Source organism: Oscillibacter sp., from assembly GCF_028693505.1.
Classification (GTDB): Bacteria; Bacillota; Clostridia; order Oscillospirales; family Oscillospiraceae; genus Oscillibacter.
The window spans coordinates 87,259-104,834 of record NZ_JAQUVF010000001.1 but is presented as its reverse complement, the minus strand read 5'-3'; the positions used below and the strand labels follow the sequence as shown (position 1 = coordinate 104,834).

15 protein-coding genes and 1 tRNA gene are annotated in these 17,576 nt (G+C 59.9%); 6 read left to right on the top strand and 10 right to left on the bottom strand.

The genetic code is table 11. The features are described from left to right. Nucleotides 1–34: 34 nt before the first annotated feature. Nucleotides 35–1,561, bottom strand: a complete 1,527-nt coding sequence (locus PHI30_RS00495) for an ABC transporter substrate-binding protein (protein WP_300022406.1) — start codon at nucleotides 1,559–1,561, stop codon at nucleotides 35–37. Between the two features lie 250 nt (nucleotides 1,562–1,811). Further along, nucleotides 1,812–3,056, bottom strand: coding sequence for an AI-2E family transporter (locus tag PHI30_RS00490; RefSeq protein ID WP_300022403.1), 1,245 nt, complete (start codon nucleotides 3,054–3,056; stop codon nucleotides 1,812–1,814). A 148-nt stretch (nucleotides 3,057–3,204) separates the two neighbouring features. Between PHI30_RS00490 and PHI30_RS00485 the strand changes: the two genes are divergently transcribed. Beyond that, on the top strand, nucleotides 3,205–4,092 hold the full coding sequence (locus PHI30_RS00485; RefSeq protein ID WP_300022400.1) for a diacylglycerol kinase family protein: 888 nt from the start codon (nucleotides 3,205–3,207) through the stop codon (nucleotides 4,090–4,092). Continuing rightward, the gene (locus tag PHI30_RS00480) at nucleotides 4,089–4,697 is read left to right on the top strand and encodes a CoA pyrophosphatase (RefSeq protein ID WP_300022397.1); all 609 of its coding nucleotides are present in this window, start codon (nucleotides 4,089–4,091) and stop codon (nucleotides 4,695–4,697) included. The genes PHI30_RS00485 and PHI30_RS00480 overlap by 4 nt, the downstream gene beginning before the upstream one ends. A gap of 59 nt (nucleotides 4,698–4,756) precedes the next feature. Here PHI30_RS00480 and PHI30_RS00475 read toward each other — a convergent pair whose 3' ends face one another. Both PHI30_RS00475 and PHI30_RS00470 read right to left on the bottom strand, forming a co-directional pair. Beyond that, the gene (locus tag PHI30_RS00475; RefSeq protein WP_300022394.1) at nucleotides 4,757–5,710 is read right to left on the bottom strand and encodes a calcium/sodium antiporter; all 954 of its coding nucleotides are present in this window, start codon (nucleotides 5,708–5,710) and stop codon (nucleotides 4,757–4,759) included. Nucleotides 5,711–5,877: 167 nt separating this feature from the next. Next, nucleotides 5,878–6,987: a GNAT family N-acetyltransferase gene (locus PHI30_RS00470; protein WP_300022391.1), complete on the bottom strand. Its 1,110-nt coding sequence runs from the start codon at nucleotides 6,985–6,987 to the stop codon at nucleotides 5,878–5,880. A gap of 132 nt (nucleotides 6,988–7,119) precedes the next feature. Here PHI30_RS00470 and PHI30_RS00465 point away from each other — a divergent pair, with 132 nt between their 5' ends. The 3 genes from PHI30_RS00465 to PHI30_RS00455 all read left to right on the top strand — a co-directional run bounded on the left by PHI30_RS00465 (nucleotide 7,120) and on the right by PHI30_RS00455 (nucleotide 9,121). Next, the gene (locus tag PHI30_RS00465) at nucleotides 7,120–7,299 is read left to right on the top strand and encodes a hypothetical protein (RefSeq protein ID WP_300022388.1); all 180 of its coding nucleotides are present in this window, start codon (nucleotides 7,120–7,122) and stop codon (nucleotides 7,297–7,299) included. A 139-nt stretch (nucleotides 7,300–7,438) separates the two neighbouring features. After that, a tRNA-Ser gene (locus PHI30_RS00460) sits at nucleotides 7,439–7,530 on the top strand. Between the two features lie 217 nt (nucleotides 7,531–7,747). Beyond that, nucleotides 7,748–9,121, top strand: coding sequence for an S-layer homology domain-containing protein (locus PHI30_RS00455; protein WP_300022385.1), 1,374 nt, complete (start codon nucleotides 7,748–7,750; stop codon nucleotides 9,119–9,121). Nucleotides 9,122–9,215: 94 nt separating this feature from the next. On the opposite strand, the gene PHI30_RS00450 is transcribed toward PHI30_RS00455, so the two are convergent. Beyond that, nucleotides 9,216–10,160, bottom strand: a complete 945-nt coding sequence (locus tag PHI30_RS00450; RefSeq protein WP_300022381.1) for a magnesium transporter CorA family protein — start codon at nucleotides 10,158–10,160, stop codon at nucleotides 9,216–9,218. A 383-nt stretch (nucleotides 10,161–10,543) separates the two neighbouring features. Between PHI30_RS00450 and PHI30_RS00445 the strand changes: the two genes are divergently transcribed. Further along, nucleotides 10,544–11,146 (top strand): AAA family ATPase, encoded by a 603-nt coding sequence (locus tag PHI30_RS00445; RefSeq protein ID WP_300022378.1) that lies wholly within the window; start codon nucleotides 10,544–10,546, stop codon nucleotides 11,144–11,146. Between the two features lie 87 nt (nucleotides 11,147–11,233). Here PHI30_RS00445 and PHI30_RS00440 read toward each other — a convergent pair whose 3' ends face one another. The 5 genes from PHI30_RS00440 to ilvB are packed head-to-tail and all read right to left on the bottom strand — an operon-like array spanning nucleotide 11,234 to nucleotide 17,560. Further along, nucleotides 11,234–12,544 carry an ATP-binding protein gene (locus PHI30_RS00440; protein WP_300022375.1) on the bottom strand — a complete coding sequence of 437 codons (1,311 nt, stop codon included), beginning with the start codon at nucleotides 12,542–12,544 and terminating at the stop codon, nucleotides 11,234–11,236. A gap of 52 nt (nucleotides 12,545–12,596) precedes the next feature. Further along, complete coding sequence (gene ilvD, locus PHI30_RS00435) at nucleotides 12,597–14,258, bottom strand: dihydroxy-acid dehydratase (protein ID WP_300022372.1); 1,662 nt, start codon at nucleotides 14,256–14,258, stop codon at nucleotides 12,597–12,599. A gap of 11 nt (nucleotides 14,259–14,269) precedes the next feature. Next, nucleotides 14,270–15,289, bottom strand: a complete 1,020-nt coding sequence (gene ilvC, locus PHI30_RS00430; RefSeq protein WP_300022370.1) for a ketol-acid reductoisomerase — start codon at nucleotides 15,287–15,289, stop codon at nucleotides 14,270–14,272. Beyond that, nucleotides 15,270–15,836 carry an acetolactate synthase small subunit gene (ilvN, locus tag PHI30_RS00425; protein WP_300022368.1) on the bottom strand — a complete coding sequence of 189 codons (567 nt, stop codon included), beginning with the start codon at nucleotides 15,834–15,836 and terminating at the stop codon, nucleotides 15,270–15,272. Before ilvN ends, ilvC begins: the two co-directional genes overlap by 20 nt. Further along, nucleotides 15,833–17,560, bottom strand: a complete 1,728-nt coding sequence (ilvB, locus tag PHI30_RS00420; protein ID WP_300022365.1) for a biosynthetic-type acetolactate synthase large subunit — start codon at nucleotides 17,558–17,560, stop codon at nucleotides 15,833–15,835. Before ilvB ends, ilvN begins: the two co-directional genes overlap by 4 nt. Between the last annotated feature and the right edge of the window lie 16 nt (nucleotides 17,561–17,576).

Below are 17,576 nucleotides of genomic sequence, written 5' to 3'. Positions count from 1 at the left end.
GGTGGGCGGAAAAGTGTTTCCCGCCTGTCATTTTTTATGCCGTGTAACGGATGCCGGAGAGGTCCAGCACGTAAATGGGATAGAAGGTCACGCCGGTGAGGCCCTTGCGCACTGCTACGAGGTCCGCTAAGTCCTGCAAATAGACGTTGGCGGCGTTTTCCGTCAGGTTTTTCTCCATCTCCTTGTACAGTGCGGTCTGCTTTTCGTCGTCGTAGGTCGCAAGGACCTCCCGGAAGAGACGGTCATAGTCCGCGTTGTTGTAGTTGATGAAATTCTTTCCATAGGTGGAGGTAAAGCGTTCCAGCAGCGCTCGGGCGGTCATGTTGGACGCGTCCACGCCCACCACGGTGGACTGGAACTGCCGGTTCGTATACACGTCGGACACCCAGCTCTCCCACTCGATGGGCGCTATGGTGGCCCGGACGCCCACGGCGGCCAGCTGCTGGACCAGCACCTCGGCGGTATCCATGTGGGGCTTATAGTTGGAGGGCACGGTAATGGTCATCTCAAAGCCGTCCGGATACCCGGCCTCGGCCAAAAGTCTTTTGGACCTTTCCGCGTCACAGGCGTAGTAATCCGTGAGGCTTTCGTCAAAATATTTGCCGAAGGCGGGATACATGCTGGAGCCGATGGGGCTGCCGTACCCGTCAAAGGCCAGATCGATGATGGCCTGCCGGTCCACCGCGTAGCTCAGCGCCTGCCGGACCCGCACATCGTCGAAGGGTGCCTCGGCATTGTTGAGGTAGAGCGCCTGCACCAGATTCATGGTGCCCTCCGCCACGTCAAAATCGTCCCCCAGCTGGGCGGTCTGGGTGCTGGTGAGGTGGCCGCACAGATCGATGGCGCCGCTTTGGAGACTCATCATCAAACTGTCGGCGTTCTCGATGATCTTAAAGGTGACCTGCTTGAGCTGAGCGGGCATTCCCCAATAGTCGTCAAACCGCTCCAGCACAATGGAATCCTGCGCGGTGCGAGAGACAAAGCGGAAGGGCCCGGTGCCCACGGGGGCGGTGTCCTGCTGGTCGTAGCCTGCGGGCAGGATGGCGGTGGTCAGGTAGGAGAGGAACTCGTTGCTGGGCTCCGAAATCGTGATGGAGACGGTTCGCTCGTCGGTTGCCCGAATGTCCTCCATAACAGAAAACGCCTCCACCTGAACAATTCCTGTCTCGGTGGCGGCGGCGCAGCGCTGGATGGAAGAAACTACATCCTCTGCCGTCACCGGTTCACCATTATGGAACTTCACGCCTTCTCGCAGGGAAAACGTGTAGGTTCTGTGGTCCTCGGAAACCGTGTAGCTCTCAGCAACGGCAGGGGTCAAATCTCCGTTTGGAGTGGGCTTCATCAGCCCCTCGAATACATTGAACATGACTTCTCTGGTTCCTGCCTTCACGGTTTTGTGAGGGTCAAGACTATCGTCAAGATCTTGCGCGATGCCAACGACAATGGCGTTGGCGGCCACTCGGTCCTCCGACGTCTGCGCTGCGCTGCCGTCTCCGCATCCGCTGAGTACGGCGCACACCAAAGCGACGGAGAGAAGGAGTCCCAAAAGGTTCTTCTTCATGTCGTTCTCCTTTTATCACTGCTGCCGTGGCAGTCAGTGTTGGACGGGAAGTGCCCCGCCCAGACAGTATGATCGGCTCTATTCAGTTTTAAGACCGCGGTTTCGCGTTCCCGGTGGGGCCTACGATGAATACAGCCCTGCGGGCGCTGTCGTTATTTTTATAACGAATACGCCTGCAAAGCTGTATTGTACATGATTTAAATTCCGATTGCAAGAGCTTTTTCCCGCGTTTCGAGACGTTTCGAGCCCGTCAGGGCCGCGGCTCCTCCTCCGGCGGGATCGGTTCCGCACCTCTCGGCTCCGGCATGCCGGCGCGGTAGGCCTCGATGTCCAGCGGCAAATGCTTCTTGCGCAGGCGGACCTCCAGGAAAAAGGTGACGGCGCTATACAGACACGCGCACACCGGCACGCCGAAAAACATGCCGGGCAAGCCGAAAAAGCCGCCGCCCACCAAAATGGCGATAATGACCCAGAGACTGGAAAGGCCCGTCTTGCCGCCCAAAATTTTGGGGCCGATCACGTTGCCGTCCAGCTGCTGGAGGGCAAGAATAAACAGCACAAAGTACAGCGCCTTGATGGGCGAGACCAGCAAAATCAAGAACGTGCTGGGGATCGCGCCGAGAAAGGGTCCGAAAAAGGGGATGACATTGGTGACGCCCACGATCACGGAGACCAGCGGCGTGTAGGGGAACTTTAAAATACTGCAGCAAATAAAGCACAGAATACCGATAATCAGGGAGTCCAGCAGCTTGCCCCGGACAAAGCCGGAAAAAATGCTGTCCACCTTGCGCACGCCCCGCAGCACCCAGTGGACGTTTTTGGTGGAAAACAGGCCATAGGCCATCTTCCGGGCATACGCGCCGCAGCGCTCCTTGGTTGCCAGCAGGTAAACGGACACGATCACGCCCACCAGCAGATTTTTCAAAAACACCAGCGCGGAGACAACGCCCCCGGAGAGGGCGCTCATCACGGTCTGGGCCTGAGGCAGCGCCTCTTTTTCAAGCCACGTCTGGACGTCTGCAAAATAGGTGTCCATCTGCGCCGCCACCCATCGCTCCAGCGACGGGTTCGTCTCCAAGAGCTGCTCCACCCAGCCGCTGACCGTCCGGTAATAGGTCTCGGCGTTTGCGATCAGCTGGAGAATGCTCCGGTACAGCTCCGGCAGCAGCACCGAGGCCAGCAGATAGATCAGCACGCAGATGACCGCCCACGTCAGCAGAATGCTGACCGCCCGGACGCCCGGGGAGACCGGACGGTCCTGCCCGCGACTCTTACCGGGGGCGAGGGCAAGCAGTTTTTCGTCAAAAAAATTGACCACAGGCGCCAGAAGATAGGCCATCAGCGCGCCAAAGCCGATGGGCTGGATCGCCGACATCAGCTGCGCCCACACATCGGGGAGGACCCGGCTTCCAAACAGGGTATCATAAAAGAGCAAAATGGCGCTGACGGTCACAAATGCCGCCAGGCCCAGTTTCACATGCGCATCCTGTTTCATAGCCACCACCTCATTTTGTTAAGATTATTCTACACGGCCCCCCCGGGAATTGCAATCCTCATTTTACCGTGATATACTGTCTTTTACACGTCTTAACGTTCTTTTTGAAATTCTTCCGCCCTTGTTCCCGAATGAGAGGTGTTTTCCCATGTCACAAAAAAAGCTGCTTTTTATCGTGAATCCCCGGGCCGGTCGGAACAAGTCCCGGGGACCGCTGTTTGACGCGGCCACCGTGTTTTCGGAGGCCGGGTACCTACTCTCCATCCATGAAACCAAAGCCGCCGGCGACGCCGCAGAGTACGCCGCAAAAGAGGGCCCCCACTTCCATGTGGTGGTGGCTGTCGGCGGCGACGGCACCCTCAACGAGGTCTCCCGGGGGCTGATGGAGCTGAAAAATCCGCCGATGCTTGGCTACCTTCCCCAAGGCAGCACCAACGATTTTGCCGCCAGTCTCCACATTTCCGCAAATCCCGTCACCGCCGCCTGCGCCATGACACAGGCAGCGCCCCGGCAGCTGGACGTGGGACTCTGGAATGGCCGCCACTTCCTCTATGTGGCGTCCTTCGGCGCTTTTACCAGCAGCTCCTATACCGCCTCCCAGGCCGCCAAAAACGCGCTGGGCCACTTTGCCTATATTCTTGAAGGGATGAAGGACCTGAACACCCTGCGGCCCTATCAGGTGAAGCTCACCGCCGACGGCGAGGTGCTGGACGGGGAGTATCTCTTCGGCGCCGTCTGCAACTCCACCTCCATCGGGGGCCTCATGAAGCTGGACCCGGAGCGCGTGGTGCTGGACGACGGCAAGTTTGAAATGCTGCTGATCCCAAGTCCCAAAAACCCGGTGGACCTGCAAAATCTGGTTTTGGCCCTGCTGGAGCAGCAATACGACCGGGAGGGCTTGATCTTTCGCCACGTCTCTTCCATCCATCTGGAAACGGCCACGGAGCTTCCCTGGTCTCTGGACGGCGAGTATGCGCCCAGCATGCCGGTGGTGGACATCGAAAACCGCCCCCGGGCCCTGTCCATTCTGCTATGAAAAACGAGTTGGAACTGCTGCGCCGCCGATTCGATGGCCATGTGCCGGGGCTGCTGGGCGCCCGGGACAGCTATGCCGTTTTGTGCCCGCTGCTGGAACGGCCCGACGGGCTGCACCTTCTTTTCGAGGTCCGGGCCGCCCATTTGCGCCAGGGGGGCGAGGTCTGCTTTCCCGGCGGGAAAATGGAGGCGGGGGAGACTGCCTCCGTGTGCGCGCTGCGGGAGACGCAGGAGGAGCTTTCCATTCCCCCCAGCACGGTCCGGCTTTTGGGCACACCGGATTTTATTTGTAATCAAAAGGGCTTTTTATTACAGCCCGTATTGGGCCTTGTCTCCCCGGCAGGCCTCACCGCCATGCGGCCCTCCCCGGCGGAGGTGGCGGAGGTCTTTACCGTGCCGCTGTCCTTTTTCCGGGAGACCGCGCCAGCGCTCTACGGCTACGAACTGTCCCCGCAGGTGCCGGAGAATTTCCCCTACGAGTCCGTGGGCATTCCCCGGAGCTATCCCTGGAGCCACGGGCATGTGGAGGTGCCGGTGTGGCACTATGAAGGGCATGTGATTTGGGGTATGACCGCCCGGATCGCCCGTGCCGTGGCGGAAAAATGAGTGCAAACCGCCCCCGGAATCAAAAATTCCGGGGGCGGTTTCTTTTCTGAATCAGCCTTTTACGCGATCAGCACCACCACGTAGAGGGCATACAGCGCCAGCATCAAAAATCCCTGCCAGCGGTAAAACCGGCCCTTGAACAGCGGCGGCAGCACCGCCACGCAGCAAAGCAGCAAACAGGCGGGCAGGTCCAGCGCCGTGGTCTGTGCGCCGATGGTCAGCCGTCCGCCGGACACCGCCGCGCACACCGGCAAAATCATGGTGAGATCGATCACGTTGGCCCCGATAATGTTGCCCACGGACATGGACGCCTCCCGCCGGGCAATGGCGGTGAGCGTGGTCACCAGCTCCGGCAGCGAAGTCCCGATGGCCACCATCGTCACGCCGATGATGCTGGAGGGAACGCCCAGCAGCAGCGCCAGCTCACTGCCGTAGTCGATCAGCAGGCGGGAGCCGATCACGATTGCCGTGATGCCCACGGCGAAGAGACCCAGCTTCATCCCCATCTGTCTGTGGGAGACGGTGCGCCGCCCATGCTCCTCCCGCCGCGCCGCCATGCCGGTTCTGGCGTCCGCCACATTGTTTGCAAGGTACAAAATAAACACCGCGAAAAGCGCAAGGCCGGGCAGAAACGCCAGCGTGCCGCCCCGGCACAGGGCAAACAGCAGCACTGCGCCGCCCACCATTAAAAGCGCCTTCATATTAAACTGCTTGGGACTCACCACAGAGGGCATACAGACCACGGAAATCCCCAGAATCAGACCCAGATTGGCCGTTACGGACCCCACGGCGTTTCCAACCGCCAGATCCACCTGTCCTTGCAGCACCCCGGTCACGGAAACCGTCAGCTCCGGCAGGGTCGTTGCAAGGGAGACGATGGTGGCCCCGATGATGAACCGGGGAACGCCGGTGGCCTCCGCAATCCATACCGCGCCGTTCAAAAACCAGTCCCCGCCCTTCATGATCAGCACCAATCCCACCAAAAACAGGGCAATCGTCACCCAAATCTCCATCCGCTCTCCGCCATCCTTTCCTGTGTTTGCAAACTTCTTGCCGCGCAGCCGTGTGCGATGAGGCCGGATCGGAAAAGCAGATACAAGAGCGCGCATCTCTTGTCAGCGGCAGCCCTCGCTCGGACGGGCCTTTCCGTCAAAGGCAGTATATGCGCCCCTGTCCGGGCCTATTCTCCAAGGAACTCCGGCCGAAAGCAGATGTCCTTTTCCAGCACGTCCCGCTCTCCATCCGTTTCTCCCTTTGGGTGAAACCCGTAATCGGCGAAAAACGCTCCCGCCGAACTGTCCTTGGGCAGGGCAATCCGCAGCGCCTCTCCGCCCAGCGGGCGAACATGCTGCACCGCCTGCCCGATCATCTGGACCCCGAAGCCCCGGGTCCGGTATTGGCGGCGGACGCACACGAGAGAAATCCACTCCCGGGCAGGTCCCAGCTGCAAAAGGCCCACCGGTTCTTCCCCCAGATACCCCACCAGCGTGGGCCGCCTGGCAGCGTCCGAGAGCAGCCGCTCCTTTTGGAAGGGGCGTCCTCCGCCCACCTCCGGCCAAACCTCCGCCACGCAGTCCGTCAAAAAGGAGGCCTGCTCCTCCGGCTTCAGCGGCGCAAACCACAGCCCCGGCTCCAGCGCGCTATCTCTGCTGCGGACCTTTTCCCCGGCCAGAAACTCCGGCGTTTGCAGGTGGCTGTTATCGTCCCGAAATACCACCCGCAGCGCGCCTTTCTCCGCTTCCAGCAGGGAAACCGCCGTGTTGTCCCCGTGGGGCGTATTGCCCACTTCCTCCAGCGTGCAGCCCTGCAGCGTCGCCAGCAGCAGCCGGATGGCATATCCGTGGGAAAAAACCGCCACGGTCCTGCCTTCGTTTTTTTCGGCAATTTCCCGCACGGCCCCCAAAACCCGGTCCCGGACCGCTTCCGGCCGCTCCGCCCCCGCCGTGTGCCACTGCGTCAGCCGCCGGCTGAAGTTTTCCATCTGCACCGGGTCCCGGCGATAGATCTCTCCCCAGGTTTGCTGCTCCCAGTCGCCCACGGAGATCTCCCGCAGGTCCCGCCGCCGATGGAGGGAAAGTCCCTTTGGTTTGCACAGCGCGCTGGCGGTGGCGCAGGTGCGGTAGAGATCGCTGGAATATACCGCGTCCACGGCAATGTCGGCAAATCGGCGCTCCAGCGCGTGCACCTGCCGCCAGCCCCGGTCGGTGAGAATGCTGTCATACTGACCCTGGGCAATGCGATAAAGATTTCCTTCCGCCTCCGCGTGGCGGATGAGATAAATTCTGGTCATGGTTCCTCCCCGGATCGTTTGTTTTTTTATTTTAGTATAGACCATTCGGAACATTTTGGCAAACCTCGCCGCTTTGTTTTTTTTTCAAAGTTCCGGTCATACTAGGTCCATGCCGAAAAAGGAGTGACTGAAATGAGAAGCTGTACCGGATTTTGGGTCGGTATGAGCGCCGGACTGATGGTCGGCGCGGCAGTTGGAATGATGCTGCCTTACGGCAAAGATCCCATGAAAACGCAAGTTGGGAAAAGCATTCACAAATTGGGTGTCGCCGTGGATCACGCCGTGGATAACATCGTTTCGGAAATGCGCTGATGCGCGGAACGGAGAGCGGTTTGCTCTCCGTTCTTTTTTAAAAATGGGGCTTGACTTTATCAATATCTCTGCTATAATAATAACGCTGTCGCTTTTCAACAGCAGCCCAGCGCCTCTTTTGGAAGCGCTCCGGCTTGATGGAGAAGTCGCCTAGTTGGTCGAGGGCGCATGATTGGAAATCATGTAAACCCCTAAAGGGTTTCGAGAGTTCGAATCTCTCCTTCTCCGCCAAAATAAAACCGTTGAAACATCAATGTTTCAACGGTTTTATTCTTTTTATGCAATGTCATCTTTTTTGCAGGCAGCGTGATTTTTTCTAAGAAAGCGGGTAAAGGTGTTGCGCAGTTTCCTGCCGTTTTTTTCCTGCGCCCTTGACGGAAATTTTTTGCAGGCCTATAATTATTTTGGAAACGGCGTTTGCCGCAAAAATTTGAGAGGAGCACCCAAAATGAAACGTATTGTAACCGCGTTGATCACCGCCATGCTGTTGATCGCAGCCATGTGCGTGAGCGCATCTGCCTCCGACTTTGACTCTGTGGCAGAGGATCTCTCCAAAATCGGCATGTTCCGGGGAACCGCCAGCGGCTTTGAGCTGGACCGTGCGCCCACCCGCTCCGAGGCCGCCATCATGCTGGTGAGACTCTACGGCGCGGAGGATACCGCCAAGGCCGATTACGCCGCCGGCAAGATCAGCCATCCCTTCACGGACGTCAGCGAATTTGCCTCCCCCTATGTGGCGTGGCTTACCACCAACGGCATTGCCAACGGCACCAGCGCCACCACCTTCGGGTCTTCCAAGGCGTGCAGCGCGCAGAACTATGTCACCTTTTTGCTGCGGGCGCTGGGCTATCAGGACACCGCTGATTTTGCCTATGCCGACGCCCTGACCTTTGCCCAGAGCAAGGGCTTTTATGACCCCCTGCTGTTTACCGGTGCCTTCCTGCGGGACGATCTGGCTGCCGTGACCTATCAGGCGCTGGCCGCCGATTTGAAGGACGGCAGCACCTATCTTCTCGCAAGCCTTGTCAAAAGCGGCGCCATTGACGCCAAGGCCGCCGCGGCCATGACGGAGAGAATCGAGGCCTACCGCAGCCTGAACGCCGTCTCCGCCAAGATGGACGAAACCGCCATGGACGCCGACATCAACGTGAAGATGAACATGTCCATGTCCTCCGACGGAGAAACCACCACCATCCCCACCGTCTCCACCGGCAACATGAAGTTCATCATGGACGGCTCCGACGTCCGGATGGCCTATCAAACGACCAGCGTGATGGACGGGCTGTCCGTGGACACCGGCATGTGGATGAAGGACGGCTGGGTATACATCTCCACCGCCAGCGACGGCGAGCAGAGCAACTTCAAGTATCAGGTCCCCGACGCGCTTGCCGAGCTGGAAGCGCTGGGCGGCATGGAAACCGGCGCAGTCAACATCAATGGCCTCGCCATGCTTGACTCCATTGCCGTTTCCAAGTCCGGCAGCGACACCGTCTACACCGTCGTCATCGGCAGCTCCATGAGCAAATACGCCAACGACTTGGTGGGCTCTGTTCTGGGCGAGACCCAGCTGGGCGGCATGGACCTCTCTTACGGTGACATTTCCGCCGTTTATACCGTGGGCAGGGACGGCGCGATCAAGACCATCGCCATGGTCTTTTCCGCCAGCATGTCCATGGATCTGGGCGAGGAGCTTGGCACCATCGCCGCGGATTACGACTATGACATGACCATGACCATCAAGGCCACCGGCAGCGCCGTCAAGATCACCTACCCTGATTTCTCCAAGTTCCAGGAGATCTCCGACTCCGATCTGGCCGCCTGAGAGAAGCGCACCTCCAGACCATATTGAACAAGGCGGACGGCAAATGCCGTCCGCCTTGTTATTTTCGCTTCTTAAAGCAGGGAGCCTTTGGTGGTCACTTGAACATTTTCAGCTTGCTGAAAATCAGCGTCACCACCACGCTCAGCGCCACCGACACCCCGATGATGATGGGAAAGCCCCACGCGCTCTGGGAAAACGGCATTCCCGCCACATTGACGTTCATGCCATACGCGCTGAAAATCATGGTGGGGATGGCCATGACAATGGTGATGATCGCCAACACCTTCATGACGATATTGAGGTTGTTGGAGATGACGGAGGCGAACGCATCCATCATGCCGCTGAGAATGCCGCTGTAAATATTGGCCATCTCAATGGCCTGCTTGTTTTCAACGATCACGTCCTCTAAAAGCTCCGCGTCCTCCGGATACTTCTTCACAAGGTCCGTGCGCAGCAGCTTTTCCAGCACCGCCTCGTTGGAGCGCAGCGCCGTGGTGAAATAGACCAAGCTCTTTTCCAGCTTTAAAAGCTCGATCAGCTCCCGGTTTTGCGTGGACTTATGGAGCTGCGCCTCCACCTCTTCGCTCTTTTTATCCACATTGCGCAGGTACTGGAGGTACAGCGTGTCAATCCGATACAGGAACTGCAAAATAAACCGGGACTTCATCTGGGTGTGAAAATCCCGCACCCGCCCCCGCTCGAAAGCCTGAATCACCGGGGATTCCTCGCTGCACACGGTGATGATCGCGTCCCCGGTCATCAGGATGGCCATGGGGATGGTGCTGTACAGCTCCTTGTCGCTTTGCTCCTCCACCGTGGGGATATTCACCAGCACCATGGTATATCCCTCGTCCGTGTCAATGCGGGAGCGCTCGTCCGTATCCAGCGCGGCGCGCAGAAGGTCCATATCCAGCTGATAGTGTTCCGCCAGATGGTTTAGCTCCCCCTCGTCCGGCGCCACCACGGAAACCCAGCAGCCGCTCTGGGGGGCCGGGAGCTCTTTGAGCTGCTCTTGCTCCGTCAAGTAATAATGTGTCATATCAAAGTCGTCCTTTCGCGGCGCCGGGCCGCAAAAGGCACGACGCAGTCTTATAAATGGTTCCTCTCCAATAAAGGTACGTCCGTACTTCGCTCCGGCTCCATACCATCACATCCTTTCCATGCTTGTGCCCTCACGGCCCGTCCGTCCGTTTTGCACCGCCAAAAACCGCCGGTGGCACAGGGTAAACACTTAAAATTATAGGCACACTTTCCGGGTTTGTCAACGCCAAACCGGCAACACGCCCCCTGCGGGCGGGGGCGAAAGCTTTCCCCCGCCCCCCCGGGAGATGCGGAGATTTTGATTGCGCCGACGCGGGGAATATGATATGATAATTACAGGAAAATTGTACCGCGTATGCGGCGGGGAAGCGGAGGAGAACTATGAACAAAATCATCACCATCAGCCGTGAATACGGCGCGGGCGGACACTCCATCGGCAAGCAGGTGGCGGAGAAGCTGGGCATCCCGTTCTACGACCGCGATATCGTCCGGGAGACCGTGAAGGCCAGCGGCTTTGACCCCGAGCTGGTAGAAGAGGAGCAGGAGGACGTTTCCCGAACCAATTCCTTCTTTAAAACCATTTGCTCCGCCTCCAGCATTTACTACAACGACACACAGGAGGCCATCCACGACGTGCAGCGGGCGGTGATTCTGCACTTCGCGCAGGAGGGACCCTGCGTCATTCTGGGCCGCTGCGCGGATGATATTTTGCGCCAGGCGGGGGCGGAGTGCATCAACGTCTTTATTCACGCGGACGAGACCCACCGGGCCGTCCGGGTCAGTGAGCTGACCGGCTGCACCAACGCCACGGAGCTTCAGAAAATGATTGCCAAAAAGGACGGCAGCCGCCACACCTACTATAACCACTACACCGGAAAAAAGTGGGGCGACAGCCACAATTACCACATGACCCTCGACAGCGGCGCTCTCGGCTACGACACCTGCGTGAAGCTGATCGTGGAGGCCGCGCAGGCTGAGGACTGACGCGCACGCGTCGGCCTTCTTTGCCGCAGTTGACGCCTTTTATCAAAAATCCCCGGCGGATGGATCCATCCGCCGGGGATTTTGCGCTTATTCTTTGGGCAGTCCTTCCAGATACTGGATGAACTGCTGGGCCGTCCGCCCGGAAAAGCCGCTGTGGCGGATCTCCCAAGTGTTGGCCATGGCCAGCAGCTTATCATCGTCCATGGCAATGCCATGGCGCGCCGCCAGCATCCGGACGATTTCGTGATACTCCTTTTGCGTGGGGGCGTTGAAGTTGATGGCCACGCCGAAGCGGCTGGCCAGCGACAGCTTTTCCTCCATGGTGTCGGAGCGGTGGATGTCGCCGTGGTGCTCCATGTCCGTGCGGTCGTTCCACGTCTCCCGAATGAGGTGGCGGCGGTTGGAGGTGGCGTAGATCAGCACGTTGTCCGGCCGGGTCTCCACACCGCCCTCGATGACGGCCTTGAGGAATTTGTACTCCACCTCGTTTTCCTCAAAGGACAGATCGTCAATGAAGATGATAAAGCGGTAGTTGCGGTTTTTGATCTGGGCCAGGATGGCGGAGAGGTCCCCAAACTGGTGCTTGTAGATCTCGATCATCCGCAGTCCCCGATCAAAATACTCGTTGATGAGGGCCTTGACGCTGGTGGACTTGCCGGTGCCCGCGTCGCCGTAGAGCAGGACGTTGTTGGCCCGCTTGCCGGTAAGAAACGCCTCGGTATTGCATCGCAGCTCCTGCTTTTGGTACTCGTAGCCCAAAAGGTCGTCCAGCATCACACGGTCGATATTGCTGATGGGGAGGAAGGAGACCGCCCCTTCCGCCTCCCGCCGGATGCGAAAGGCCCGGCTCATGGCAAACACGCCGTAGCCGTACTGGCGGTAATAGTCCGTCAAACGGTCAAACAGCTCGTCCGCGCTTCGGGCGCTTGCCAGCTTTCGGCGCAGCGTGCCCACCTGCTGGCTGATGTCCCGGTTGTACATCCGCTCCCGCTTGGGGATGGCCCGGTACTGGCACACCGTGGAAAAGCAGTCGATGCCAAGGTCCCGCTCGATGGGGCCGAAGTCAAAATCCATCAGGCGGCGGAACACAGCAAAATCGCTTTTGGCAAAGTGATTGACGCTGCCGTCGCTGGCGCCCACCCGCTCGCAGGTCTGGGTGAAGGAGTTGTGATTTGTCATCAGCAGCCACGTGAGATAGCACTGCCAGAGGTTTTCGTCAAAGCCGCAGACGGTGGCGAGGTCCAAAAGTCGCTTGATCTGGGCATAAATGCGGCCCACCAGCGCGTCCCGGTCCGCCGCGCCGCCCTCCCAGTCCCGGAAGATCTCACTGAGTCGGACCAGAATTTCGTCCCGTCCCAGATCGCTGTACAGCAGCAGATGCGCAAGTTCTCGGTACATATCGGTTCCTTCCTCTCAGGGCCGCGCTCCGAAAAGCGCGGCCCGATGGGTTTTATTCCAGCACGGCGCCCCGGTCCGCCGAGGACACCATTTTGGCATAGCGGGCCAGATACCCCGTTTTGATGCGGGGCTCCGGGCAGACCCACGCCGCCCTGCGCTGCGCCAGCGCCTCAGGCGACACCTGCAGCTCGATGGTATGGCCCGGAATGTCGATGGCAATGAGGTCGCCCTCCTCCACCAGTCCAATGGGTCCGCCAGAGGCGGCCTCCGGGCTGACGTGTCCGATGGACGCGCCCCGGGTAGCCCCGGAGAAGCGGCCGTCGGTAATGAGTGCCACGTCCTTGTCCAGCCCCATGCCCGCGATGGCGGAGGTGGGGTTGAGCATCTCCCGCATGCCGGGTCCGCCCTTGGGTCCTTCATAGCGGATGACCACCACGTCCCCGGCGACGATCTTGCCGTCGTAGATGGCGCGGATGGCGTCGTCCTCGCAGTCAAACACCCGGGCGGGACCGGTGTGATGCATCATCTCGCTTGCCACGGCGGACTGCTTCACCACGCATCCGTCGGGGGCCAGATTGCCCTTCAAAACGGCGATGCCGCCGGTTTTGGAGAAGGGATTTTCCACGCTTCGGATCAGCTCCGGATTCCGGTTCACCACCCCCGTGAGATTTTCACCCACCGTTTTGCCGGTGCAGGTGAGAAGGCCGGTATCCAGCAGCCCTGCCTTTTCAAGCTCCGCCATGACGGCGTACACGCCGCCGGCCCGGTCCAGATCCTCCATATAGGTGTCTCCGGCGGGGGCCAGATGGCACAGGTTCGGCGTTTTGCCGCTGATCTCGTTTGCCATGTCGAAGGAGAGGGCGATGCCGCACTCGTGGGCAATGGCGGGCAGGTGGAGCATGGTATTGGTGGAGCAGCCTAAGGCCATATCCACCGTTTCGGCATTGTGGAAGGCCGCGGGCGTCATGATATCCCGGGGGCGAATGCCCTTTTCCACCAAGTCCATGATCTGCATGCCCGCGTGCTTAGCAAGCCGCAGCCGGGCGGAGTGGACGGCGGGAATGGTGCCGTTGCCCCGCAGAGCCATGCCGATGGCCTCGGTCAGACAGTTCATGGAGTTGGCGGTGTACATGCCGGAGCAGGACCCACAGGTCGGGCAGGCGCTGTTTTCATATTCCTCCACGCCCGCCTCGTCCAGCTTGCCCGCGTAGTAAGCGCCCACCGCCTCGAACATATGGGAAAGGCAGGTGCGCCGTCCGTCGTTGAGGGTACCCGCCAGCATGGGACCGCCGGAGACAAAGATGGTGGGGATATTCACCCGGGCCGCCGCCATCAAAAGCCCCGGGACGTTTTTGTCGCAGTTGGGGATCATCACAAGACCGTCGAACTGGTGGGCCATGGCCATGGCCTCCGTGGAGTCCGCGATGAGGTCCCGGGTCACGAGAGAATACTTCATGCCCACGTGGCCCATGGCGATGCCGTCGCACACGGCGATGGCGGGGAATTCCACCGGCGTGCCGCCGGCGGCCCGGACCCCGGCCTTCACCGCCTCGGCGATCTTATCCAGATTCATATGGCCGGGGACAATTTCGTTATAGGAGGACACCACGCCGATCAGCGGCCGCTCCAGCTCTTCCTTGGTATACCCCAAGGCATACAGCAGCGAGCGGTTGGGGGCGGCGGGGACGCCCTTTTTGACTACATCACTTCTCATGGGCCGACGCGTCAGTTAGAGGCGGTATCGGGATCGGTGTCGTCGCCCCAGAGCATGTTGCGGCGCAGCTCCGCGCCCACGGTCTCCATGGGGTGCTTGGCAAGGATGGCGCGGGAGGAATTGAAGAAGGTGCGGCCATTCTTGTTCTCGGCGATCCACTTGCCGGCAAACTTGCCGTTCTGGATGTCGGTGAGGACGGCCTTCATGTTCTTCTTCGTCTCGTCGTAGGGCAGGATGCGGGGGCCGGAGACATATTCGCCGTACTCGGCGGTATCGGAGATGGAGTAGTTCATCATGGCGACGCCGCCCTTGTTGATGAGGTCGATGATGAGCTTCATCTCGTGAATGCACTCGAAATAGGCGTTCTCGGGGGCATAGCCTGCCTCCACCAGCGTCTCGAAGCCCATCTTCATCAGCTCCACCACGCCGCCGCACAAAACAGCCTGCTCGCCGAAGAGATCCGTCTCCGTCTCATCGTCGAAGGTGGTCTCCATCACGCCGCCGCGGGCGCCGCCGATACCGGCTGCATAGGCAAGACCGACGTCATAGGCCTTGCCAGTGGGATTCTGCTCTACGGCGATCAGGCAGGGCACGCCCTTGCCATTGACATAAGTGGAACGGACGGTGTGGCCGGGGCCCTTGGGGGCGATCATCACAACGTCCACGTCCTTGGGGGGGACGATCTGCTTGTAATGGATGTTGAAGCCGTGGGCGAACATCAGGGTGTTGCCGGCTTCCAAATTGGAGGCAATTTCTTTTTTGTAGACCTCCGCCTGCACCTCGTCGTTCACCAGGATCATCACGATGTCGCCCCACTTGGCGGCCTCCGCCACGGTCTTGACCTGCAAGCCCGCCTTTTCCGCGGCGGCCCAGTTCTTGCTGCCGGCACGAAGACCCACGCAAACGTCACAGCCGGACTCCTTCAGGTTCAGCGCGTGGGCATGGCCCTGAGAGCCGTATCCAATGATGGCAATTTTCTTGCCATCCAACTTTCCAAGGTCACAGTCCTTCTCATAAAACATGTTTGCCATAATCATATTCCTCCTTCAATTTATTGTCATCGTATATCGTGCTACGCCCTCTCTCGATTGCGATAGTACCGGTTTTTGCGATCTCCAGAATGCCGAAATCCGTCAGCATTCCGATGAGCGCCGTGATTTTGCTGCCGCTGCCGAAAATGCCAAGGGTCAGGGACTCCCGTCCCACGTCGATGACCTTGGCCCGGAAGATGTTTGCCAGCTGAATGACCTCGTCCCGGGCGTTGCGGTCCGCCGCGCCCACCTTCACCAGCGCGACTTCCCGCCGGATGGAGGTCTCCTCGTCCAAAATCTTCACCGCCGTCACCGGCAGGAGCTTGCTGCACTGGGCGGCAATCTGCTCGATCATGCCCTGATCCGCCAGAATGCCGATGGTAATGCGGGTGATGCCGGGCAGATCCGTCTCGCCGGAGACAATGGATTCAATGTTATACCCCTTCCGGGAAAACAGGCGGGCCACCTGACTTAAAACGCCGGGAATGTCCTGCACCAGAATGCACAGGGTGTAGAGCTTGCGCTTTGTGTCCAGCTGCCGTTTCATGCGCGTCCCTCCTCATTGAGTAAAAAGTCGGTGATGGGGGACCCTGCCGCCACCATGGGCCGCACCATCTCGTCTGCGTCCAGCACGCAGTCGATGACGGCGCCATTTCCCCCGGCAAGCGCCTGTTCCAGCGCGTCCTCCATCTCCGCCCGGTTTGTCACGCGGAAGCCCCTGAGGCCGTAAGCCTCCGCCAGCTTCACAAAATCCGGGCCACGGTCCAGCGTGGTTTCGGAAAAGCGCTTGTCGTAAATGAGGTTTTGCCACTGGCGCACCATGCCCAGCGTCCCGTTGTTAAACACCACGGACACGATGGGCAGTCCGTAATGCTCCACCGTGCACAGCTCGTGGCAGTTCATGCGGAAGCACCCGTCGCCGGTGATGTGGAGCACCCGCTTGTCGGGATTTCCCATCTGCGCGCCGATGGCGGCCCCAAGGCCGAAGCCCATGGTGCCAAAGCCGCCGCTGGTGAGCAGCTGGCCGGGATAGTCGAAATGCAGGTACTTGATGGCCCACATCTGATGCTGGCCCACGTCCGTTGCCACGATGGCGTCCTTCGGCGCGCGCTGGCGGATGATCTCCAGAATCTGCTGGGGCGTCAAATGCTCGCTCTCCGGCGCGGCGGAGGGCGCGCGCAGGGGCAAAATCCGCGTCTTCCACTCCTCGTGGTGATACTGGGGCATCTCCTCGTTTAAAAGGGAGAGCACCCTACGGGCGGAGCCGATGATGTGGTGGTCCGTCACCACGTTTTTGTCGATCTCGGCCCGGTCGATGTCGATTTGCACGATCTTGCTCTGGGCGGCAAAGGTGGCGGGGTCCAGCGCCACCCGGTCGGAAAACCTGCTGCCCACGGCGATGAGCAGATCGCACTCGTCGCAGGCCACGTTGGAGGCCCGGGAGCCATGCATTCCGATCATGCCGGTGGTGAGCGGGTGCCCGCCGGGAAAGGCGCCGCCGCCCATCAGCGTGATGGCCACGGGCGCGTCCAGCTTTTCGGCAAACGCCCGGAATTCCCGGTGGGCTCTGCCCCGGACAACGCCGCCGCCGCAAATCAAAAGCGGGCGCTTAGCCTTAGCGATCATCTCCAGCAAAATGCGGATGTCCTGCCGATCCGGCTCCGGTTTTTGGGTCCGGCGGCTTTCGTTCAACGCCTGCATTCCGCTGCTTTCCCGGTTTTCCCGGTTTTCCCGCCAGGGGATGAAGGTATAGTCGATCTCCTGACTGGGGGCAGTCACGTTTTTCAAAAAGTCGATCAAAACAGGACCGGGTCTGCCGGTGGCCGCCACGGCGAAGGCCTGCCGCATGACGTCCGGGATCTGCCGGGCATCCCGGACCAGAAAGGCCGCCTTGGTGATGGGCATGGCAATGCCGGTGGAATCCACCTCCTGAAAGGCGTCCCGGCCCAGCAGATTTTCTCCCACGTTGCAGGTGATGAACACCACGGGGGAGGAGTCCAGATAGGCGGTGGCGATGCCGGTGGTGAGGTTTGTAGCGCCGGGACCGGAGGTTGCGAAGCACACGCCCACCTTCCCCGTGGACCGGGCGTAGCCGTCCGCCGCGTGAGAAGCCCCCTGCTCGTGGGCCGTGAGCACATGGCGGATTTTTCCCTGATAGCGGTACAGCTCGTCGTAGACATTTAAAATCGTTCCGCCGGGATAGCCGAATACGGTGTCTACCTCCTGTTCCAGCAGGCATTCCATGATGGCCTGTGTTGCGCGGATCTTCAAAATGAATTCCCCCTCT